The organism is Streptomyces sp. NBC_01549, from assembly GCF_026339955.1.
Lineage (GTDB): Bacteria > Actinomycetota > Actinomycetes > Streptomycetales > Streptomycetaceae > Streptomyces.
Genome location: NZ_JAPEPW010000001.1, coordinates 3,409,929 through 3,430,436, shown reverse-complemented (window position 1 = coordinate 3,430,436; position 20,508 = coordinate 3,409,929). Strand labels below are relative to the sequence as shown.

The following is a 20,508-nucleotide window of genomic DNA, read 5'->3' as shown; positions in this document are numbered from 1 at the left end:
GGCTTCGTCACTACTACGAGACGGTCTGCCCCCGTGCCCCGCGTCAGTACTCCGCCCCTTGCGGTGTTGGCCGCTTGGGGATCTCCCTCTCGGCGCCGGCCCCACGGGCCGGCAGCAGTATCGGGGCGACAGGTTCTCACGTTCCATGCAAGAGCCCAGGTCAGGCTCGCGCCGCCTACATGCCGGACGCCATCCGGGCAGTCAGCAGGCTCCCCCCGGACTTGTCCCAGAGCCCTGGTCTCGCCCTGGTTTCGACGCCACTGGAATTTGTTACGACACGTCATCAGCGGTTCGCTCCCGCTCGCCTTCCTGACCCACACCTGACGCGATCAGGTCGCGCCTTTTCCCGCAGCGCTCACCACGAACGGCACTTAACCGACGCAGCCTGCGGTGGTTTGAAGCCTCCCCCTGCAGGGCGACCCCGGAGGACCTACCTCCATCTCCTGCACAGCACCGCTTCCAGAAGCTCCTACATCGACGCCTCCTTCAGCGTTCGTGACACACGACCAGGTAAAACGGTCAGGGGCCAGCGTGCTGTGCGCTGTCCGTATTTCACGGCCGTACGGACTGAGCGCCCCCAGCAGCCGTGCCGGGGACGCCCGTATGCCCGGATCAGACGGCGTCGATCCGCCAGGCGATCACGCCGGTTGCCCCCTTGGTGCCGTCGACATCGATGCGTACCGGCTTGTGCACGGTGATCCGCTGCTGGACCACTGACTGATCGCACGGCACCTTGGTCTCTGTGCCGGTGCTCGCCGGTGTGAATGTCAACCGCGCACTGCCGTTGCCGACGCACACCAGGTTGAGCCTGTATGTCCTGCCCTCGCCCAGACTCGGCTCGGTGTGGACGCCGTCGATCACCCGCTCCGCGCCGGCCTCGACCATCCTCCCGCTGTGGACGGCGGTCAGGGCCGCTTGAGCCTGCTCGGTGAGTTCCTTCTGGGACGGCACTGTCGCCGCCTGCGGCCCACTCGCGGCAGGCGACGAGGGATGCGGGGAGGCCTCACCGTCACCGCTGCCGGACGTGCAGGAGGTGAGCAGGACTGCTGACGCCGCCACAGCGCATCCGGCGAGCCATGCCCGCGAGTTCGAAGGGGCGAACGGCCCGGCCATCGCCCGCGGCCCGGAAGCCGACCGCTCTTCCCTCCCACGCACCACACCCACCCCCGCTCCGGCCCGCAGCCCCCACGAACCGTACTGCAGGTGGCCGCACTTGTTCCGGCACCAAAGGACCGGCGTCATCCGTCAGGCACTCCGACCGCCGCGAGAGCCGCCGTGCTGAGGTCCCACAGAGGGCCCGGGCCGTGAAAACGCCCCCGATCCGCGCCGTATGCGCAGGTCGGGGGCATGATCACGGAACCTACTTCTTCTTGCCCTGGTTCTTGACCGCCTCGATCGCGGCCGCGGCCGCCTCCGGGTCGAGGTACGTGCCGCCGGGGTTGAGCGGCTTGAAGTCGGCGTCGAGCTCGTAGGCGAGCGGGATGCCGGTCGGGATGTTCAGGCCCGCGATGTCGGCGTCGGAGATGCCGTCGAGGTGCTTGACGAGGGCGCGCAGCGAGTTGCCGTGAGCGGCGACCAGGACCGTGCGGCCCGTGAGGAGGTCGGGGACGATGCCGTCGTACCAGTACGGCAGCATGCGGATGACGACGTCCTTCAGGCACTCCGTGCGGGGGCGGAGCTCCGGCGGGATCGACGCGTAGCGCGGATCGTTCGCCTGCGAGAACTCGCTGTCGTCGGCGAGGGGCGGCGGCGGGGTGTCGTACGAGCGGCGCCACAGCATGAACTGCTCCTCGCCGAACTCGGCGAGGGTCTGGGCCTTGTCCTTGCCCTGGAGGGCGCCGTAGTGGCGCTCGTTCAGACGCCAGGAGCGGTGGACGGGGATCCAGTGGCGGTCGGCGGCCTCCAGCGCGAGCTGGGCGGTGCGGATCGCGCGCTTCTGGAGCGAGGTGTGCACGACGTCGGGCAGCAGGCCGGCGTCCTTCAGCAGCTCACCGCCGCGGACTGCCTCCTTCTCGCCCTTCTCGTTGAGATTGACGTCCACCCATCCGGTGAACAGGTTCTTCGCGTTCCATTCGCTCTCGCCGTGGCGGAGGAGGATCAGCTTGTACGGTGCGTCGGCCATGCGTCCGAGCGTAATGGAAGCCTTCGTCCCCTCGCGCACCTGCCCGGAAGCCGGACAGTTGACGGCATCTGTTAATTGAGTGGCTTCCGGAGACCTCCCGCTCGTAAGTTGCCATCAGTACCTGAGCCGCTTACATCCATGGGGGACGACCGATGCCACTCGCCGTCATGCGACGCGCCGCCCGAGAGACCGTCTCGGGGCTCCCCCGCGAGTTCTGGTGGCTGTGGACCAGCACTCTGGTCAACCGGCTCGGGGCTTTTGTAGCTACTTTCATGGCTTTGTACCTGACGCTCGACCGCGGCTACTCCGCCTCGTACGCGGGTCTCGTGGCGTCCCTGCACGGCCTCGGCGGTGTCGTCTCCTCGCTCGGTGCGGGCGTGATGGCCGACCGGCTGGGGCGGCGGCCCACGCTGCTGGTCGCGCAGACCTCGACGGCCGCCTCCGTCGCGCTGCTCGGCTTCATGCACGACCCGGTGGCCATCGCCGCGGTCGCCTTCCTGGTCGGGATGGCCAGCAACGCCTCCCGGCCCGCAGTCCAGGCGATGATGGCCGACATCGTGCGGCCCGAGGACCGCGTCCGGGCGTTCTCCCTCAACTACTGGGCCATCAACCTCGGCTTCGCGGTCTCCTCGATGGCCGCCGGTTTCATCGCCGAGTTCAGCTACCTCGCGGGCTTCCTCATCGAGGCCGGCATGACGCTCGTCTGCGCGCTGGTCGTCTTCGCGAAGCTGCCGGAGTCCCGGCCGGTCCGGTCGGCCAAGGAGGCCACGGACGACGTCGGCCTCGGGACCGTGCTGCGCGACCGGCGCTTCATGAGCGTCGTCGGGCTGTCCTTCCTCGTCGCCCTGGTCTTCCAGCAGGGCTCCGTGGGACTCCCCGTCGCGATGGGCAGGGCGGGCTTCACCCCCGCCGACTACGGCATGGCGATCGCCGTCAACGGCGTCCTCATCGTCGCACTGCAGATCCCGGTCACCCGTTTCATCCAGCACCGGGATCCGCGGCGGCTGCTCGTGATCTCCTCGGTTCTCGCCGGGTACGGCTTCGGGCTCACCGCCTTCGCCGGGTCGGTGGGCGTCTTCGCGCTCACCGTATGCGTGTGGACCCTGGCCGAGATCGTCAACGCGCCCACCCAGACGGGCCTGGTCGTCCTGCTCTCCCCGACCCACGGCCGGGGCCGCTACCAGGGCATGTACACCCTCTCCTGGTCACTGGCCGCGCTGATCGCCCCCCTGATGTCCGGCGTGGTCATCGACCGGTTCGGGGCCGAGTGGCTGTGGGGGCTGTGCGCGCTGGTGGGTACGGTGGCCGGGCTCGGGTACGGGCTGCTCATGCGGCGGCTGCCCACGGAGGAACCGGCGGCGGAGGCGAGCCCGGCGGCGGCGAAGCCCGGGGTCAGCGCCGCGTGAGGGGCGAGAGGAGCACGGCGGCCGTGGTTCAGGGATGCATCCGCGCGCCCTTCACCACCTTGTCCACCGCGTTCCGCGGCCCGTACACCGCGAGCCCCACGAGGTCCAGCTCCCCCGACGGCACGGCCCGTACGGCCGCGCGGTTGTCACGGTCGTTGCCGGTGGCGAAGAGGTCGGACGTGAAGATCGCCCGCGGGAGCACCCGGGACAGCGCGCGCCCGTGCGCCGCGGTCAGCGTCTCCTTGCCGCCCTCGAAGATCAGTACGGGCTGGCGGAACATCGGCAGATGCGGGACGTCGTCCGCGTCGGCGTAGGGTTCCCCGACGACCTCGGGCACCACCGTCCCGAGCCCGCTGACCAGAAAAGCGGTCACATTGAGTCGTTGCCAGGGCTCCAGGTCGTCCCTCAGCAGGACGGCGATCTTGGTGTCGAAACGGACGGGGCCGGCGGCCGGAAGGTTCTCGCTGCTCATGCACTGAGACTGCCGACCCCCGTACGGCCTCGTCTTGTACGTTGTTTGCATGGTGGCCCGGCGGGAGATCTCCGCATGGCGCCCGCGCGTTCCGGGTGTCGTGGAGGTGTTCCACGCGCACTACACGGAGTACGCGTACCCCATGCACGTACACGAGGCGTGGACGCTCCTGATCGTCGACGCCGGCGCCGTACGGTACGACCTCGACCGGCACGAGCACGGGACCCCGCACGACACGGTGTCGCTGCTGCCGCCGTACGTCCCGCACAACGGTTCGCCGGTCACCGAACACGGCTTCCGCAAGCGCGTCCTCTATCTCGACCTGAGCCGCCTCGACGAGAGCCTCATCGGGCCCGCGGTGGACGGCCCCGATCTGCGTGACCCCCTGCTGCGGCTGCGTGTCGGGCAGCTCCACACCGCCCTCGCCGAACCCGGCGACGAGTTCGAGGCCGAGAGCAGGCTGACGCTGGTGGCCGAGCGGTTGCGCGGCCGGCTGCGCCCGCGGCTCGTCGAGGAGACACGTCCCGACCGCACACTCGCGCACCGGCTGCGCGAACTCCTCGACGCTCGGCTCGTGGACGGGATCTCGCTCGACGAGGCGGCCCGGCTCCTGCACGCCCATCCCGCCCATCTCGTACGGGCGTTCGGCGGGGCGTTCGGGATCGCACCGCACCAGTACCTGATGTCCCGCCGCGTCGACCGGGCACGCCGTCTGCTCCTGGAGGGCGGCAGACCGTCCGAGGTGGCCACGACGACCGGCTTCTACGACCAGTCCCATCTGACACGCCACTTCAAGCGGTTGGTGGGGGTGCCGCCGGGACGGTACGCGCGAACGGGGCGCCGGGATTGAGCGCCGTACGCTCCCCCCCATGGACTGGCATGAGTGGCACGACGCCTACGACACTTCCGACTCCTACCTCGGACGACGCCTCGCACTCGTCCAAAGCCGCGTCCGGCTCGCCCTCGACGGGGCGCCTCCCGGGCCGCTCACGGCCGTCAGCGTCTGCGCCGGACAGGGACGCGACCTGATCGGCGTACTCGCCGAGCACCCCCGCCGGGGCGATGTCCGCGCGCGGCTCGTCGAGTTGGACGACCGCAACGCCGAGGTGGCGGCGCGCGCCGCCGGGGCCGCGGGGCTGTCGGGGGTCGAGGTCGTCGTCGGGGACGCCGCGTCGACCGACCACTACCGGGACCTCGCCCCGGCCGACCTCGTCCTCGTCTGCGGTGTCCTCGGCAATCTCACCGACGAGGACGTCGAGCGCACCGCCGGCTTCTGCGCGTCGCTGTGCCGGACGGGCGGCACGCTCGTGTGGACCCGGCACCGCAAGGCACCGGACCTCGTGCCGCGCGTCTGCGGCTGGCTGGAGGAGCGCGGTTTCGAGCGGCTGTGGGTCCCCGACCCCGCGCTCGGATTCGGCGTCGGGGCCCACCGGTTCACCGGTGAGCCCCGGCCGCTGCCGTCCGGGGAGCGGATGTTCACCTTCGTCGGGTACGACAGGCTCGGGTGAGTCCCGGCCGACCCGCCCGGGCGGGTCAGAGGTCCCGCTGGGCCTCGTGGAGGTTGCGTGGGCGTACGACGTCCGTGGTCCCGTACAGCTCCAGACGGGAGTGCAGGTCGCCGGTGAAGTCGGGGACGTCGATCTGGTCGAACTCGGTCACCTCGTTGAGGCCGACGGTGGCGGAGTAGGGCGCCAGACCATCGATCTTCATCAGCCCCGCGCGGCCGTTCGTGACCCGTATGTTCCAGTGGGTGAAGCGGGCGCCGAAGAGCGGACCCGCGCTCGCGTCACCGCCGTGGCGGCCGTCGTTGTTGACGGTGATGTCGGTGCGGACGTTGGCGAAGGGCAGACCGCGGTGGCTGTCGAACGTGCCCATCTGGAGGTCGCCGCGCGACCAGACGTTGTAGGAGGAGAGGCCTTCCACGTTGATGCCGTGGAGCTGGGTGTTCGGCGGGGCCGGGACCGTGCGCTGCTCGATGGTGAAGTCCTCGACGAGGTTGTCGTGCGAGCCCTCGCGGCAGAAGTACGGGTGGTGCGAGCCCCGGCCCGCCACACGGGTGCGGCGCAGGGTGCAGGCGGAGGCCGCGACCAGGCCGAAGCCGTTGTCGACGTGGCGGACCGTCACGTCGTCGACCCAGCAGTCGTACGCGCACTGGAGGACGACCCCGTTGTAGCCCTTGTCGAGGAGGTGCGGGGACTGGGGCGTCTCGATGGCCTCCAGGGTGAGGCCTTCGACACCGGAGCCGGTCAGCGGCTCGACGTGGGTGGTCAGCCGCGGGTCCCACTCGGGGCGTAGGTCGAGGGGAAGCGGACGCTCCAGGGTGACCTTTCTGCCCCGCACACGCGCGATGCGTACGGGCCACTCGTAGGGGACGTAACTCGTGAGCTTGGTCTTGTCGTCCCAGTAGTACGACTCGGGGCCCGGACCGCCGCCCGACATGTGCTCCAGGAGGGTGTGGCCGGCGTCGTCCGCGAGTCGCAGGAGGACGAGCCGGCCCGGCTTGAGCGGGCGGGGATCGGCGACCGTCACCGACCAGGAGCCGCGGGTGGCGGGGGCGACGGTCGTCAGGGTCTCCCACTCGTCGCGCTTGTTTCCGGTCCAGCCCTCGAAGGGCCAGGCCTTGGCCTTGACGGCGGCGACCAGGGAGTCCCAACGGGCCGTGGGGGCGAGCCAGATGAGACCGCCCGCCCAGGACCAGGACGACTTGTCGCCGCCGTAGCGGGAGCCGTAGACGCCGATCAGCTCGGTGAGGTTCTTGGTCGCGTACAGCTTCGTACGGTCGCTGCCGGCGCCGCGCAGCACGACGTTCGAGTGGCCGATGCGGATGAGGTCGTCGATACGGAAGGTGCCGGGCGGGATGAGCACCGTGCCACCGCCGGCCCTCCCGGCAGCGGCGATGGCACGGTTGATCGCGGGGGCGCAGTCCGTGGTGCCGTCGTCCGCGACCGCGCCGTAGGCGCGGACGTCGGCCACGACGGGGCGGCGGGGGAAGCGCGCCGCGCCGCCCCGGTGGCCGGCCCTGCCGACGTACGGGATCTGCGGGTGGGTGAAGGGAGCGCGGGTGAACTCCCGCCAGACGGCCGGGACTTGACCCCCGCCATCCGGTCGTGCGGCACCTGTCCGCAGTGGTGCGGCGGCCGTCGCCGGTCCTCCGGTCACGGCGACGGCCGCCACGGCTACGGCGCTTCCGAGCAGACCTCGTCTGCTGATCCTCACGTGCCCCTTGCTCATACCCGCCCGCCTTCCATCGCAGTCCATTGAATTCCATGGATGTGAACGACGTTCAGATCTGCGTCGGCGGTGAGCATGCCACTGAGACCCCTGGCCGGGAAAGGGTCGTGCACCACTTAGTTGGACTGGACCAGCAATTCAGTCGGCGGGACGCTGAATCAGATGAGTGAACGCGTCCAGATTGCGGGTCGATTCGCCGCGGGACGTCCGCCAGGCGTACTCCCTGCGGATCGCGGAGGCGAAACCGAGCTCAAGGAGGGTGTTGAAAGCGCCGTCGGCGGCCTCCAGGACCGAGCCGAGCAGCCGGTCGACCTCGTCCGGCGTGACCGCGACGAGCGGCAGTTTGCCGACCAGATACACGTCCCCCAGGGGGTCGACCGCGTAACTCACGCCATAGAGCTTGAGGTTGCGCTCCAGGAGCCAGCGGTGGACGCCTTCCTGGTTCTCGTCGGGGTGGCGGATCACGAAGGCGTTCAGCGACAGGGAGTGCTTGCCGACGATCAGCGAGACGGTCGTCGAGAGCTTGCGGGTGCCGGGCAGTTTCACGACGTACGAGCCCGCCTTGGGGCTCTCCCACTCCAGCTCGGCCTCGGTGAGGACCTGCTCGATGATCGACGCTGCGTCAGCCATGGAGGGAGCGTACGTCAGACGTCCGGCGGACCGGCCCGCGGGCGGTGTGCGCGTCGGCCTGGTGGGCGCGCCGACCTTGGTGGGCGGGTCAGCCTTGGCTGACGCGTCAGCCCTGGTGGGCGCGCACCTTGTGGCGGTGGGCCTGGACGGCCGCCGTGTACACGTCCGCCGTGGTCGCGGCCGCGGTGTCCCAGCCGAAACGCTGTGCGTGCCGGGCGGCGGCCTCGCCCATCCGGGCGGACAGCGCCTGGTCGTCGGCGAAATCGCGCAGCACGCGCGCGTAGGCGACGGGATCGTGCCCCGGGATCAGGAATCCGGTCTCCCGGTGGCGCACGGCGACGGGCAGGCCGCCGACCTCGGCCGCCAGCACCGGCGTGCCGGCCGCCTGCGCCTCGATGGCGACCAGCCCGAAGGACTCACTGTAGGAGGGCATGACCAGCACCGACGCGGCCCGGAACCAGTCCGCGAGCTGCTCCTGGCCGACGGGCGGCCTGAAGCGCACGACATCGGCGATCCCGAGCCGGGCGGCGAGCTTCTGCAGCCCCTCGGGCTTGGCGAGACCGGTACCGCTGGGACCGCCCACCACGGGGACGACGATGTTGCCGCGCAGCTCGGGGCGCTCGTCCAGGAGGACGGCGACCGCGCGCAGCAGCACGTCGGGGGCCTTCAGGGGCTGTATGCGGCCCGCGAAGAGCGGGATCAGCGCGTCCTGCGGAAGTCCGAGGCGGGCGCGGGCGGCGGCGCGGCCGTCGGCCGGGCGGAAGCGGTCGAGGTTGACGCCCGGGTGGACGACGGCGACCTTGCCGGGTTCGGCCTCGTAGTGGCGCACCAGCTCGTCGGCCTCCTCGGAGGTGTTGGCGATGAGACGGTCGGCGGCGCGCACGATCTGGGTCTCGCCGATGACGCGGGCGGCGGGCTCGGGGGTGTCGCCCTCGGCGAGCGCGGCGTTCTTCACCTTGGCCATGGTGTGCATCGCGTGCACCAGGGGCGCGCCCCAGCGCTCGGCGGCAAGCCAGCCGACGTGGCCGGAGAGCCAGTAGTGCGAGTGCACGAGGTCGTAGTAACCGGGGCGGTGCCCGGCCCAGGCCTGCATGACGCCGTGTGTGAAGGCGCACAGCTGGGCGGGCAGGTCCTCCTTGGCGAGGCCCTCGTACGGGCCCGCGTCGACATGCCGGACGAGGACGCCCGGGGCGAGTTCGACGGTCGGCGGGAGGGCGGCCGTGGTGGCCCGGGTGAAGATCTCGACCTCGATGTTGATCGCGGCGAGGCGCTGGGCGAGCTCCACGATGTAGACGTTCATGCCGCCGGCGTCGCCGGTGCCGGGCTGGTGGAGCGGCGAGGTGTGGACGGAGAGCATCGCCACGCGACGGGGCCTGCGGTGCAGCCTGAGCCGTGAGGACGTCGCCGGGGAGCGTCGCCCGAGCCTGCTGACGTACTGGCTCACGTGGCGGTCCTCCTTGCTGCGGGCATGCCGGGCGGAGGACGCACGGCACCCTCCAAAGAGCGGCAACGCCGGAGCAGGCCGCTCCATTTCCCTTCCGCGTTCCCTTCCTCGCCCCTTTGCCGAATCATTACCGGCTGTCGCTCAACCGTTCGATGGCGGGTTGCGTGCACAGTTCGCTTCCCCGTCTCTTCCACAGGGCGACGGAGGACGGCGCAGGTTATCCACAGGCCCGCACGGGCTTCCTCCCGGCCGCCTACTCTCGTACGCATGACAACCCGCGCCGCGTCCCGCCCCGTGGGTACGGTGACGCGCGGGACCACCAACCCCAACCGACTGCGCCGCATGGACCGCTGGATCGCGGCCACCCACGGCGCCGAGCTGCGCAGAAGCACGGACCCGGTGGCGGTCGACCTCGGATACGGGGCGGCTCCCTGGACCCCGGTAGAGCTGCTGACCCGCCTGCGCACGGCCGCTCCCCGCACCCGCGTGGTGGGCGTGGAGATCGACCCGGCGAGGGTCGCGGCGGCCCGGCCGTACGAGCGCGAGGGGCTCGCCTTCCGGCACGGCGGCTTCGAGGTCCCGGTGCAGGGCAGCCCCTCACTCATCCGCGCGGCGAACGTGCTGCGCCAGTACGACGAGGAGCAGGTCGCCGACGTCTGGCAGCGCCTGTGCGCACGCCTCGCGCCAGCGGGCCTCGGCTCACGGGGCGGCCTGCTCGTCGAGGGCACCTGCGACGAGATCGGCCGTCGGCACGTCTGGGTCGCCCTCGGCCCCGAGGGCCCGCGCACGGTCACCTTCGCCACCCGCCTGGGCTCCCTCGACCGCCCGTCCGACCTCGCCGAGCGCCTGCCCAAGGCCCTGATCCACCGCAACATCCCGGGCGAGCCCGTGCACGCGTTCCTCCGCGACTTCGACCGCGCCTGGGCGGCCGCCGCGCCCTACGCCTCGTACGGCGCGCGGCAGCGCTGGATACGCACGGTCCACGACCTGAGGGCCGACTGGCCGGTGACGGACGGCATACCCCGCTGGCGCCAGGGTGAAGTCACGGTGCGCTGGGAGGCGTTGGCACCCCGCGGCCCGTTCGCGTGAGCGCCGCGCACAAGAGGGACGCGTAGGCGCGAGGCGCGGGGGCCGCACGGGCACGGAGGCGCCGGACAGGCACGGGGATGCCGGCGGACACGGAGGTGCCCGACAGGCGTGCGACACCTGGATGACGTATGGGTGTCGAGCGCGCGGCCATCGCACGCCCGTGAGCTGCACGGAACGAACTTCGTGACTGGTTCGTCACACAGGCCGGGAGATCGTCTTGCGGAGGCGGGCCGGGGGGAGGGGAGTTCTTGCCCACCTCTGTCGCATTGCGCGCCGACATGGCACGATCCCCCAGGCGTCCATAAGTTACTGACGGTAAATCAGTTTGGGGGCGGAGCAATGGGATCCGGCAAGCGGAGCCTGACCACGGCGGCCATGGTTCTGGCCTGCGCCTGCGCGGTGTTGTCAGCACCGGGTGTGGCGTATGCGAGCCCGACACCGACGCCGACACCCACGCGCACACCGACACCGACTCCGACAACCTCTCCGGTCGGCAAGGACCTTGAGGCGATCCGGAAGAGACTGGACGATCTCTACCACGACGCGGCGGTCGCCACGGACGCGTACAACGCCGCCGAGGAGAAGGCCAAGCAGCAGTCGGCCGAGATCGTCGACCTGGCCCGCGAGATCGTGAAGGGCCAGGAGAGGCTGGAGGAGTTGAAGGACCGCGCGGGCGCCGCGGCCCGGGCGCAGTACCGGGGCGGCGGGCTGCCGCCCGAGATGCGGCTGTGGCTGAGCGACAACCCCCAGCAGTACCTGGACGGCGCCGGCCGGGTGCTCCAGGGCGAGCGCGCGACCAAGGGGCTGCTCGCCGAGATGACCCGTACGCAGCAGGACTTGCGGCAGTACGCGAAGGACGCCTCCGCGCAGTGGCAGAAGCTGGAGGCCAACCGCCAGGCCAAGGCCACGGCGCAGAAGGAGATCAAGAAGCAGATCGCCGCCGCCGAGAAGCTGGAGTCCCAGCTCAAGAAGAAGGAGAAGGAGCGGCTGGCGAAGCTCGAGGAAGAGGCCGCGTACAAGGCGCAGACGGCCTGGCTGAGCTCCGGCGTCCTCGCCGAGATCAGCGGCAAGGCGTCCGAGCAGGGCAAGAAGGCGGTGAAGTTCGCCACCGACCAGATCGGCAAGCCGTACGTGTGGGGCGCCGAGGGCCCGGGGTCGTACGACTGCTCGGGGCTGACCTCACAGGCGTGGGCCTTTGCCGGCCATGGCATTCCGCGCACCTCGCAGGAACAGTGGAAGCAGCTCCCCCACGTCGACGTCAAGGACATGCGCCCCGGCGACCTGATCATCTACTTCGACGACGCCAGCCATGTCGCGATGTACATCGGCGACGGCGCGATCGTGCACGCCCCGCGGCCGGGCCGGACGGTGACGATCGCGGGGGCGGGGTCGATGCCGATACTGGGGGTCGTACGGCCGGACGCGTGACGGCGTGCACACGGCCGGACGCGTGACGGCGTGCGACGGGTCCTGGTGGTGTGGGTCGGCCGATCGACCTCGGCGGCCAAACCGTCATCAAGCCCGAGAAATCGCCCGCCCCGCCGTGACGCACCCCATGTGACCCGACCCACGGTTGTACATCCCTCTCAACCCCGCCGACGTGACGTTCGTCATTCCGGACGGAACCGCATCCTGTCCAAGTGCGGTACAGGATGCGGCATATGACGGTGGCCGCCTGCCGGATGCCGCGACGCACACCATTCCGTTGCGGCGTCCGCTACCGCTATGGTCCCCGTCGGTGGGTCGAGGACCTTCGCCCCACCACGCCCTCGGGGGGAGGGAAGGAACCCAGACGATGCCCGTACCCATACCGCGGCAGAGAGCGATCCCGGCCGTGGAGAGCGGTCAGGCTCAAGGCGCGTTCTCACCCGGCGGCCCATCCGGAGACGCGACCGGCGGCCCGGCCGGGGCAGTACCGGCGCCCCACGCCGCCACGACCCCGGTCGACAGCACCACCAACCTGACCCTGCTGGTCATCGAGGACGACCCGGCGGGTTCGCTCAGCGTGCCCGAGATGCTCGACGCGGCCGGAAAACCCATCCGTATCCGCACCGCCCGCAACCTCACCGAGGCCGAGCGGCTGCTCACCGACGACGTCCACTGCATCCTGCTCGACCTCGCGCTGCCCGCCCCCGGCCGGGCGGCCGCCGAGAGCGACGGCGAGCTCACCACGCTCAAGCACGTACTGCGGCTCGCGCCCCGGCACGCCGTCCTCGCCCTCACCGCCTCCGGTGACGCCGAGCGCGGCGCGGAGGCGGTGCGCGTCGGCGCCCAGGACTACCTGTTCCGCGACGAGCTGGACGGTCGGCTGCTGAGCCGCGCGATCCGGTACGCGGTGGAGCGGAAACGTTCCGACAAGGCCGAGCGCCGACTCACCGAGTCCAGGCTGCGCGCCCAGGAGAACGCACGCCTGGAGCGCGGCCTGCTGCCGACCCCTCTCCTGGAGGGCTCCTCGCTCCGCTTCGCCGCGCGCTACCGCCCGGGGCGCTCCCGTGCCCTGCTCGGCGGCGACTTCTACGACACGGTCCGTACGCCCGACGGCACGGTGCACGCCATGATCGGCGACGTCTGCGGGCACGGCCCCGACGAGGCCGCGCTCGGTGTGGAGCTGCGCATCGCCTGGCGGGCGCTGACGTTCGCGGGCCTGTGCGGCGACGAACTCCTGTCCACCCTCCAGCGAGTCCTGGAGCACGAACGCGAGAACGACGAGATCTTCGCGACGCTGTGCACGGTGGACATCGCGCCGGACGGCCGCCGCGCCGGGCTCTGCCTGGCCGGCCACCCCTCCCCGCTGCTCTCCCGCCCCGGCCTCCCGCAGGGTCCCGGCTCCGCTCGGACAGGGGCGCCCCCCACCGTCGAACTGCTGCCGTACGAGAACGGCGGCCCGGCGCTCGGCCTGCTGCCCGGTGCCCGCTGGCCGCGCCAGCAGGTGGAGCTGGGCGGCGAGTGGAGTCTGATGCTCTACACCGACGGCCTGATCGAGGGTCACATCGGCGAGGGCAAGCAGCGGCTGGGCCAGGACGGCATGGTGGACCTGGTGCGCCGTCGGCTCGCGCAGGGCCTGGCGGGCGAGGAGCTGCTGCGAGCGACGGTGAACGAGGTCAGGGACCTCAACGGCGGAGAGCTGACGGACGACGTGGCGGTACTCCTGCTGGACCGGACGCCGTGACCGCCGTACAACTGCGTGACGGTCGGGCACGCGTGACGGCTGGACCCGCGTAATCGTCAGCCACGCGTGACGGCCAGGACCCGCGTAACAGTCAGGCCCGCGTCACCGTCGGGCCCGTAGGACCTGTCCGCTGTCCGCTGGTCAGCGGCCGCCGTTGTAGGGGCCGTACGGGCCGTCGCTGCTGCTTCCGCCGCGGCGGCCCCGGCCACCGCCGGAGACCTGACGGAGTGCGGGGCGTACGTCCACGAAGAAGACGATCGTGGCGACCAGCCCCGCGATCTGCAGGAAGATGATCGGGACCAGCAGATTCACGGCCACCGTGATGCCCAGGATGATCAGCCAGAACATCTTGTTCTGCTTGTCGGCCGCGCGGTACGCGTCCTCGCGGGCCACCGCGGCCATCACCAGTGCCACCACGGCGAGCACCAGCATGGCAAGGAAGATCAGCGACATGAAGCCGCCGAATGCCGTCATCAGCACTATGCCCACCGCCCGAGTCGAATCATCTCTACGGCCACCGTACCCGCAGAACGGGCCGGGAACTCTGAGAGTGCCCGGCCCGTCGTCGTGAGAGAAGTCGTGCGAGAAAGAGTCTCGCTGTTCCCTACTTCGCGGGCTGCGTCGCCTTCTTGGCGGTGACCTTGCGGGCCGGCGCCTTCTTGGCTACGGGCTTCTTGGCCGAAGCCGACTCGGCGGCGGCGGCCGCGGCCGGCCTCTCCTCGCTCCTGACCTCGACCGGCTCGGCCTTCGGCTCGACGGCGATGGCCAGTTCCTCGATCTCCTCGGCGGCCTCGCCGCGCCAGGTCTTCACGGTCTGCTCGCCGTGCTCGGCGACCTTCTCGTACGTCTCCTTGGCCTTCACGGCGTACTCGGCGGCCACGCCGACACCGCGCAGGGCGAGGTCCTGAGCCGACTCACCGAGCTTCTTCAGGTCGGTGTCGAGGATGCTGATGAACTCCGTCACCTTCGTCTGGATGGTCTCCTGCGCTTCCTTCGCGCGGATGGTGGCCTTCTCCTGGACGGCGTTCGGGTCGATGTTCTTCACGGTCTCGATCCGCGCCGGGGCCTCGGTGCGGATCTGCTCCACGAGGCCGGGGACCTTCTTGGCCTGCTGGACGGCCAGGTCGGCGGTGCCGGCCAGGAAGTACAGCGGGGTGGGGTCCGTGGCGGCCTTGCGGATGTCGTCGGTGATGGCCATGGTGATGGTCCTCCGGTCGCTTTCAGCTGAGGGTTTTGGTGTTCCGCGGCGAGACCGGCCGGCCCCCGTGGGGCCCGGCGGTGTTGCCCGTCGTTCTCGTCAACTGGCGCTCTGCTGCGGATCGGCATCGCTGCCGTCGGCCGTGCGGGGGCCCCGGACGGCGGTGTCCGGCGCTTGCTGGGTGCCCGATATGTTCTCTGCCATGCCCTGCGCCTCGTCCTGTGCCATGTCCTGGGCCATGCCCTGAGCCAGGTCCGGCGTGATCTCGAACCCGTTCTCCTTGCGGAAGGACTCGTAGATCTGGAGCAGCACCTGCTTCTGCCGCTCGTTCAGCGTGGGATCGGCGAGGATGACGGCACGTGTCTCCACCTCGACCCGGTCCCGCTCGGCGTCGAGGATGCCGGCTCGCACGTACAGCGTCTCGGCGGAGATCCGCAGCGCCTTCGCGACCTGCTGCAACACCTCCGCGCTCGGCTTGCGCAGCCCGCGCTCGATCTGGCTCAGATACGGGTTGGACACCCCGGCGGCGTCGGCGAGCTGCCGCAGCGACAGCTGCGCGTTGCGCCGCTGCTCGCGCAGGTACTCACCGAGATTGCCGACGTTGAGCGATGCCATGCCTCCACCTTGCCCCACCTCCGCTAACAATTGCAAGCACCTGCTTGCAATTGTGCGCTGTGCCACCCTCGCGGCCCACCCTTTCGGCGCCCTGTCTCGCCTGTCCGGTCTCTGCTGTCCTGTCTCTGTGATGTCCGGGCAGTCTCGGAGATCTCCGGGCAAGTGAGCTGACGTCTCAGTCATCTCCGGGCATTTGGTGGGGTGTCTCGGTCTTCTCCGGGTACGCCGTCTCTTCGCTGTCTACGGTCGTCGTGGCTGGTCGACGTCGTACCGGAGGCCCGGGTGAATGTGAACGAGGCGTCGGCAGAGGACGTCGAGCTGGAGTACGTCAGCGCGGCTGGGCTTCGTGAACGCGGGTCTTTGGGGCTCCTGTGGTCGGTTCCGTTTGAGTCGGTACGGCCCGAGCGGCGGTTCCCGGCTTTCCGGGGGCAGGGCAACTGGTGCGGCTGGTACTGGTCGGCGACGTGTGACAGGCATGTGGGATATGAGTCGTGGTTAGAGCGCGATCACCTGATGCTGCTCGACTTTGACCCGCTGGTGACGGGCATGTCCTCACAGCCGTTTCGGCTGTCCTGGGCAGGGCCGGACGGGAAGCGGGTGCGGCACACGCCGGACTTCTTCGTCCGGCGCGCGGATGGCACGGCCCTGGTGGTGGATGTGCGCCCGGATGAGCGAATCGGGCCGGGGGACGCAGTGAAATTCGCAGTGACTGCGGCGGCATGCCGGTCGGTGGGCTGGGACTTCGCGCGGGTCGGCACGCCGGAGGCCGTGTTGATGGCGAACGTGCGATGGCTGGCCGGCTACCGGCATCCGCGGGTGCACCGCCCGGGCGTCGCCGAACGTCTGGTGGAGGTGTTCGTTGACGGCGCCGGTCTGTTGGACGGGGCTCGGGGAGCGGGCGACCAGATCGCGGTGCTGCCGGTGCTGTTCCACCTGCTCTGGCGCCGGGTTCTGACCACGGACTTGGAGACCGGGCTGCTGTCGGCGGACACGCAGGTCCGGCTCGGCCTGGTCCAGGAAGGAGGCGGGGATGCCGTCGCGTCCGCGACTGCTGCGAGCGGGTGACCTGGTCCGCTTCGACGGGCGGCTGCATACGGTCGCCGCTCTGGAGGGGACTGCGGTCCGGCTGGTCGACGAGGGCCAGTCGGCGAGCGTGGTGATGCTGGCCCATCTGCTGTCCTCGGACGGCTTCGAGGTGGTCACACCGGCCTCGGTGCGGACGGTGGTGCCGGCGGCCGGGGTGCTGGAGGGGCTTCCGGCCAAGGCGGTTGAGCGGGCCGAGTGGTGGCAGCGGCATCTGGTGGAGATGCTCTCCGGGCGGCCATTGGACGATCCGCACGGGCCAGCAAAACCCGAGTACGACCCGGCGGTGTGGTCCCTGCGGCAGCGGGAGCTGGCGAAGGCCGCCGAGCTGGCGGCGGCGGGGACGGCGGTGTCGCTGACCGTGCTGCAGGACATGCGGGCCCGCTTCGAGCGGGAGGGAGTGCTGGGGCTGGTCGACCCGCGGCTGCGGACCGCCTCGGACGGCACAGGTCGTGCCGACCGGCGGGTGGTCGAGGCCCTGCGGAAGGTCGTGGAGGGGCAGACGGGCCGGTCCACGGTCTCCGCGCAGGTGCTGCGGCGCCGGATGGAACGCCTCCTGGAGGCCGAGCACGGACCGGGAGTGGTGCCGCTGCCGTCGCGGGCGGCTTTCTACCGGCTGTTGAAGGCGGTCAGCGCCGGGCGGCACACGCTGGGCTCGGCCCGCACTCGCCGTTCGCTGGCCAAGCAACCGGACGGCATGTTCGGCCAGCTCACTGCGGCCCGTCCGGGTGAGGTGATGGAGATCGACTCGACTCCGATGGATGTGCTGGTCGTTCACGATGACGGCACGGTGGACACCGTCGAGCTGACCGGAATCGTGGACATCGCGACTCGCACGCTGTCGGCGGCGGTGCTACGGCCGTCGACGAAGGCGGTGGACGCCGCGCTGTTGCTGGCGCGGGCGATGACTCCGGAGCCGATGCGCCCAGGCTGGGCGGACGCTTTGCGGATGTCCCGTTCGGTGCTGCCGCACGCCTCGCTGACGGCGCTGGACGAGCGGCTGGCCCAGGCGGCGGCCGTTCCCGTGATCACGCCGGAGACGATCGTCTGCGATCGGGGCAAGGCCTATATCTCCGACACGTTCCGCTCCGCCTGCCAGTCGCTGGGCATCTCCTTCCAGCCCGCCCACCCCGACACCCCGACGGACAAGCCGCACATCGAGACGACGCTCGGGTCGGTGGCCTCGATGTTCGTCCAGCACCTTCCCGGCCACAAGGGCCGCAGCACCGAACACCGCGGCACCGATCCGGCTGCGGAGGCAGTCTGGACAATCCACCAGCTTCAGGAACTGCTGCAGGAATGGATCGTGCACTGGCAGAACCGGCCGCATGACGGTCTCCGCGATCCGCTGATGCCCGGCAAGGCGTTGAGTCCGAACGAGAAGTACGCCGCTCTGGTCGCGGCGGCCGGGCACGTCCCGGTCGCGCTCAGCCCGGACGAGTACATCGAGCTGCTGCCCCGCTGTCGGCGGAGAATCAACTCCTACGGCATCCGCCTTGGCCACCGCACCTACGACAGTGCTGAGTTGACCCCTTTCCGCCGTCAGCCGTCCGGCGCCGGAGTGGACGGGCGGGGCTGGGAGGTCCACTACGACCCCTACGACATCTCCCGCGTCTGGGTACGCAACCACCGCGGGGGCGGCTGGATCACCGCCATCTGGCGGCACCTTCGCACTGCTCCGATGCCGATGGGCGAACTCGCCTGGGACCACGCCCGCCGCATCCTGGCCCAGCGCGGCACCGACCCGGCGACCGAGGACGAGATCGCCCGGGCCGCCGTCGCCCTGCTGGACCGCGCCGCCGACGGCCCGGAGGACAAACCCGCGAAACCGTCTCGCGCATCGCGCGGCAGCGGCCGGGACCGCAAGGTCGCCGCCCGGACCCGGGCCACCGCCGAACCGACCTGGCCCCGGCCGGACGCACCGGTCGAAGCGCCCGCTGCCGAACCGATGGAGACGGACGAGGACGAACTCGCCGACGTGATCCCGCTGGAGATCTTCGACGCACGCAAGGAGGCCGAACGGTGGTGGTGAACACGCCGGAGCCTGACGGTGAGGAAGTGCCTGAGCTCGGCGAGGACCGCACGGACCCGTCCACGCGGCTGGAGGGCTGGCGCCGGTTCATCGACGAAGACCCGGCCGTCTTCGACCTGCTGCCCGAACAGCAATGGCAGGCCCTGAGCCCGCCGATGCGGGACGCCTACGACGAGGCCCGCATCGCCTACCACTCCGAACTCCAGGTCGTTCGCACGTCCACGGTCAAGGACATCGCCCACCAGGGACGGCTGCTGACCCTGCTCAACCAGCGCGAGCACGGCGCCCGTCGCGGACTCATCGTCTCCGGGGAGTGGACCACCGGGAAGACCACCGCTCTCAAGCAGCTCGGCCGCCTGCACGAACTGCGTGTCCGGCAACGCTTTCCGGGAAGCGACCGCATCCCGGTCGTCTACATCACCGCCCCGCCCAAGGGGTCCCCGCGCAAACTCGCCATGGAGTTCGCCCGATTCCTCGGCCTGCCTGTCATCGGCCCGAGGCACAACACCATCGACGTCACCAGCGCCGTCTGCCAAGTGCTCATCGAGGCCCGCACGGACCTGGTCCTGGTCGACGAGATCCATCTGCTCAACCACGCCACCATCGCCGGTGAAGACCTCTCCGACCACCTGAAGTACTTCACCGAGCACCTGCCCGCGACCTTTGTCTATGCCGGGATCAACGTCGAGCAGTCCGGGTTGTTCACCGGCATTCGCGGCAAGCAGCTCGCCGGCCGCTGCGTCCTCATCCGCACGGGCCCCTTCCCTCTCAACACCGAGTGGCGGTCCCTGATCGCCTCCATGGAGTACACCCTCCGCCTCCACCGGCACGAGCCCAACACCCTGGTGAAGATGGTGAAATACCTGCACCAGCGCACGGGCGGCATGATCGGAAGTCTCTCCCACCTTGTCCGGGCTGCGGCGATCTCCGCGATCCTGGACGGGACCGAACGCATCACCCGGACCACGATCAAGAACATCCGCATCGACCACAGCAGCGAATCCTCCGGCCACAGCCGTCCCTCATCCCTGCCCCACACGGGATGAACGTGTTCCGTCCGGCCCTGATCCGTCCTCTGCCCATCCCGCTGCCGCCGTTTCCCGGCGAGTGCGAGTCGTCCTACTGGTCCCGACTGGCCCTGGCCAACCATGTCCCTCTGGCCCGACTGCGAGCACCGTCACGCTGGCTGGAATCTCGCCTGACCAGCGTCGATGTCCTCTGCATCCTCAGCGGCCAGACTCGACAACACCTGGTCCGCACACTCCCTGACCTTCAGACCGACGAGCGCCCTGCAGATCCGCCCGCCATCCCGGATAACCACGTCCTTCGCTGGGCCTGCCGCCGTTGCGTCGTCGCGCGCACAGGCGCGACACTTCCCGCCCAGATCTGGGCACCCATCCACGACAACGTCTGCATCCGCCACAGACTATGGGTCGGTCAGCACGTCCACGCGCCCGAGGAGCAGCTCGATCTGTCCCGCACCCCCGATGTCGTTCGAGCACAGCAGAAGTACTGGCGCCTTCGCCGACATCACGGCACAGCCCTCATCGACCTCTGCGAGGAACTCACCGCAGGGCTCTGGGCCGGGCTCGCCCACCGCCACTACCGGCTCGTCCACCGAGCCGAGACCCTTCACGACCTGGTCCGAGTCAAAGGGCCCGAAGTCGAGCCGGACAGGAAGGCACCCTGGCTGACAGCAGCCGGATTCCCCGAACGCGTCGCGCTGATCCACATGTTCACGTCTCCCCACTGGAGGAAACTGGCGATGAGCGACGACTTCTACGTCTCTCTCAGCAGCATCGTCCAGTTCCATCAGCGCTTCCCCACCGAGAGCCCGATTCGCGGGACCAGCCGCATCTGGCTCACGAAGACTGTGAAGTCGTCAGCCGCGGAGATCGAGTATCGGCTCGGCAACCCCGAAGGCGTCCCCACACTCATCGCCAACTGAGCCAGCTCAGCCGCGACGGAACTATGCACAACGAGCTCAGCGTCCATCCCGACATACAAGATCACGGAT

19 protein-coding genes are annotated in these 20,508 nt (G+C 70.2%); 10 read left to right on the top strand and 9 right to left on the bottom strand.

All coding sequences use genetic code 11. The features are described 5' to 3' along the window. Positions 1-612: 612 nt before the first annotated feature. Both OG819_RS15325 and OG819_RS15320 read right to left on the bottom strand, forming a co-directional pair. Positions 613-951, bottom strand: a complete 339-nt coding sequence (locus OG819_RS15325; protein WP_266649878.1) for a hypothetical protein — start codon at positions 949-951, stop codon at positions 613-615. A gap of 409 nt (positions 952-1,360) precedes the next feature. Then, positions 1,361-2,122: a phosphoglyceromutase gene (locus tag OG819_RS15320; protein WP_266433225.1), complete on the bottom strand. Its 762-nt coding sequence runs from the start codon at positions 2,120-2,122 to the stop codon at positions 1,361-1,363. Positions 2,123-2,274: 152 nt separating this feature from the next. On the opposite strand from OG819_RS15320, the gene OG819_RS15315 reads away from it, so the two are divergent. Further along, positions 2,275-3,528 (top strand): MFS transporter, encoded by a 1,254-nt coding sequence (locus tag OG819_RS15315; RefSeq protein ID WP_266625907.1) that lies wholly within the window; start codon positions 2,275-2,277, stop codon positions 3,526-3,528. Positions 3,529-3,556: 28 nt separating this feature from the next. Here OG819_RS15315 and OG819_RS15310 read toward each other — a convergent pair whose 3' ends face one another. Continuing rightward, positions 3,557-4,000, bottom strand: coding sequence for a DUF2000 domain-containing protein (locus OG819_RS15310; protein WP_266625909.1), 444 nt, complete (start codon positions 3,998-4,000; stop codon positions 3,557-3,559). Between the two features lie 49 nt (positions 4,001-4,049). Here OG819_RS15310 and OG819_RS15305 point away from each other — a divergent pair, with 49 nt between their 5' ends. Then, complete coding sequence (locus OG819_RS15305; RefSeq protein ID WP_266625911.1) at positions 4,050-4,850, top strand: AraC family transcriptional regulator; 801 nt, start codon at positions 4,050-4,052, stop codon at positions 4,848-4,850. Between the two features lie 19 nt (positions 4,851-4,869). After that, a complete protein-coding gene (locus OG819_RS15300; RefSeq protein WP_266649876.1) occupies positions 4,870-5,508 on the top strand; it encodes a class I SAM-dependent methyltransferase family protein in 639 nt (212 codons plus the stop codon). A 25-nt stretch (positions 5,509-5,533) separates the two neighbouring features. Here OG819_RS15300 and OG819_RS15295 read toward each other — a convergent pair whose 3' ends face one another. The 3 genes from OG819_RS15295 to mshA all read right to left on the bottom strand — a co-directional run bounded on the left by OG819_RS15295 (position 5,534) and on the right by mshA (position 9,305). Continuing rightward, a complete protein-coding gene (locus tag OG819_RS15295; protein WP_266649875.1) occupies positions 5,534-7,231 on the bottom strand; it encodes a glycosyl hydrolase family 28-related protein in 1,698 nt (565 codons plus the stop codon). A 138-nt stretch (positions 7,232-7,369) separates the two neighbouring features. After that, complete coding sequence (locus OG819_RS15290) at positions 7,370-7,861, bottom strand: YbjN domain-containing protein (protein WP_266649874.1); 492 nt, start codon at positions 7,859-7,861, stop codon at positions 7,370-7,372. A 106-nt stretch (positions 7,862-7,967) separates the two neighbouring features. Continuing rightward, positions 7,968-9,305 (bottom strand): D-inositol-3-phosphate glycosyltransferase, encoded by a 1,338-nt coding sequence (gene mshA, locus OG819_RS15285; protein ID WP_266649872.1) that lies wholly within the window; start codon positions 9,303-9,305, stop codon positions 7,968-7,970. Between the two features lie 267 nt (positions 9,306-9,572). On the opposite strand from mshA, the gene OG819_RS15280 reads away from it, so the two are divergent. The 3 genes from OG819_RS15280 (at position 9,573) to OG819_RS15270 (ending at position 13,563) form a co-directional block, all read left to right on the top strand. After that, entirely contained in the window at positions 9,573-10,394 is an 822-nt protein-coding gene (locus OG819_RS15280; RefSeq protein WP_266625921.1) for a class I SAM-dependent methyltransferase, read from the top strand. A 339-nt stretch (positions 10,395-10,733) separates the two neighbouring features. Continuing rightward, positions 10,734-11,822, top strand: coding sequence for an NlpC/P60 family protein (locus OG819_RS15275; RefSeq protein ID WP_266649870.1), 1,089 nt, complete (start codon positions 10,734-10,736; stop codon positions 11,820-11,822). Positions 11,823-12,189: 367 nt separating this feature from the next. Beyond that, positions 12,190-13,563 carry a response regulator gene (locus OG819_RS15270; protein WP_266649868.1) on the top strand — a complete coding sequence of 458 codons (1,374 nt, stop codon included), beginning with the start codon at positions 12,190-12,192 and terminating at the stop codon, positions 13,561-13,563. Between the two features lie 141 nt (positions 13,564-13,704). Here OG819_RS15270 and OG819_RS15265 read toward each other — a convergent pair whose 3' ends face one another. The 3 genes from OG819_RS15265 to OG819_RS15255 form a co-directional block, all read right to left on the bottom strand. Continuing rightward, complete coding sequence (locus OG819_RS15265) at positions 13,705-14,043, bottom strand: DUF2516 family protein (protein ID WP_266591217.1); 339 nt, start codon at positions 14,041-14,043, stop codon at positions 13,705-13,707. A 124-nt stretch (positions 14,044-14,167) separates the two neighbouring features. Continuing rightward, entirely contained in the window at positions 14,168-14,761 is a 594-nt protein-coding gene (locus OG819_RS15260; protein WP_266649866.1) for a hypothetical protein, read from the bottom strand. Between the two features lie 99 nt (positions 14,762-14,860). Then, positions 14,861-15,376 carry a helix-turn-helix domain-containing protein gene (locus OG819_RS15255; RefSeq protein WP_266625929.1) on the bottom strand — a complete coding sequence of 172 codons (516 nt, stop codon included), beginning with the start codon at positions 15,374-15,376 and terminating at the stop codon, positions 14,861-14,863. 201 nt (positions 15,377-15,577) lie between these two features. Between OG819_RS15255 and OG819_RS15250 the strand changes: the two genes are divergently transcribed. From OG819_RS15250 to OG819_RS15235, 4 genes are read left to right on the top strand one after another with little or no spacing between them, the layout of a single operon-like run. Then, positions 15,578-16,441 carry a TnsA-like heteromeric transposase endonuclease subunit gene (locus tag OG819_RS15250; RefSeq protein ID WP_323139348.1) on the top strand — a complete coding sequence of 288 codons (864 nt, stop codon included), beginning with the start codon at positions 15,578-15,580 and terminating at the stop codon, positions 16,439-16,441. Continuing rightward, positions 16,407-18,491, top strand: a complete 2,085-nt coding sequence (locus OG819_RS15245) for a transposase (RefSeq protein WP_266649865.1) — start codon at positions 16,407-16,409, stop codon at positions 18,489-18,491. The genes OG819_RS15250 and OG819_RS15245 overlap by 35 nt, the downstream gene beginning before the upstream one ends. Next, positions 18,482-19,537, top strand: coding sequence for an ATP-binding protein (locus tag OG819_RS15240; RefSeq protein WP_266649863.1), 1,056 nt, complete (start codon positions 18,482-18,484; stop codon positions 19,535-19,537). The genes OG819_RS15245 and OG819_RS15240 overlap by 10 nt, the downstream gene beginning before the upstream one ends. Next, a complete protein-coding gene (locus tag OG819_RS15235) occupies positions 19,534-20,439 on the top strand; it encodes a hypothetical protein (protein WP_266649861.1) in 906 nt (301 codons plus the stop codon). The genes OG819_RS15240 and OG819_RS15235 overlap by 4 nt, the downstream gene beginning before the upstream one ends. Positions 20,440-20,508: the final 69 nt, after the last annotated feature.

Coding starts and splice junctions, on each gene's coding strand:
- OG819_RS15270 (WP_266649868.1), top strand. CDS start 12,190: ATGCCCGTACCCATACCGCGGCAGAGAGCGATCCCGGCCGTGGAGAGC.
- OG819_RS15235 (WP_266649861.1), top strand. CDS start 19,534: ATGAACGTGTTCCGTCCGGCCCTGATCCGTCCTCTGCCCATCCCGCTG.
- OG819_RS15255 (WP_266625929.1), bottom strand. CDS start 15,376: ATGGCATCGCTCAACGTCGGCAATCTCGGTGAGTACCTGCGCGAGCAG.
- OG819_RS15280 (WP_266625921.1), top strand. CDS start 9,573: ATGACAACCCGCGCCGCGTCCCGCCCCGTGGGTACGGTGACGCGCGGG.
- OG819_RS15310 (WP_266625909.1), bottom strand. CDS start 4,000: ATGAGCAGCGAGAACCTTCCGGCCGCCGGCCCCGTCCGTTTCGACACC.
- OG819_RS15260 (WP_266649866.1), bottom strand. CDS start 14,761: ATGGCCATCACCGACGACATCCGCAAGGCCGCCACGGACCCCACCCCG.
- OG819_RS15245 (WP_266649865.1), top strand. CDS start 16,407: ATGCCGTCGCGTCCGCGACTGCTGCGAGCGGGTGACCTGGTCCGCTTC.
- OG819_RS15295 (WP_266649875.1), bottom strand. CDS start 7,231: ATGAGCAAGGGGCACGTGAGGATCAGCAGACGAGGTCTGCTCGGAAGC.
- OG819_RS15290 (WP_266649874.1), bottom strand. CDS start 7,861: ATGGCTGACGCAGCGTCGATCATCGAGCAGGTCCTCACCGAGGCCGAG.
- OG819_RS15320 (WP_266433225.1), bottom strand. CDS start 2,122: ATGGCCGACGCACCGTACAAGCTGATCCTCCTCCGCCACGGCGAGAGC.
- OG819_RS15275 (WP_266649870.1), top strand. CDS start 10,734: ATGGGATCCGGCAAGCGGAGCCTGACCACGGCGGCCATGGTTCTGGCC.
- OG819_RS15300 (WP_266649876.1), top strand. CDS start 4,870: ATGGACTGGCATGAGTGGCACGACGCCTACGACACTTCCGACTCCTAC.
- OG819_RS15305 (WP_266625911.1), top strand. CDS start 4,050: ATGGTGGCCCGGCGGGAGATCTCCGCATGGCGCCCGCGCGTTCCGGGT.
- OG819_RS15315 (WP_266625907.1), top strand. CDS start 2,275: ATGCCACTCGCCGTCATGCGACGCGCCGCCCGAGAGACCGTCTCGGGG.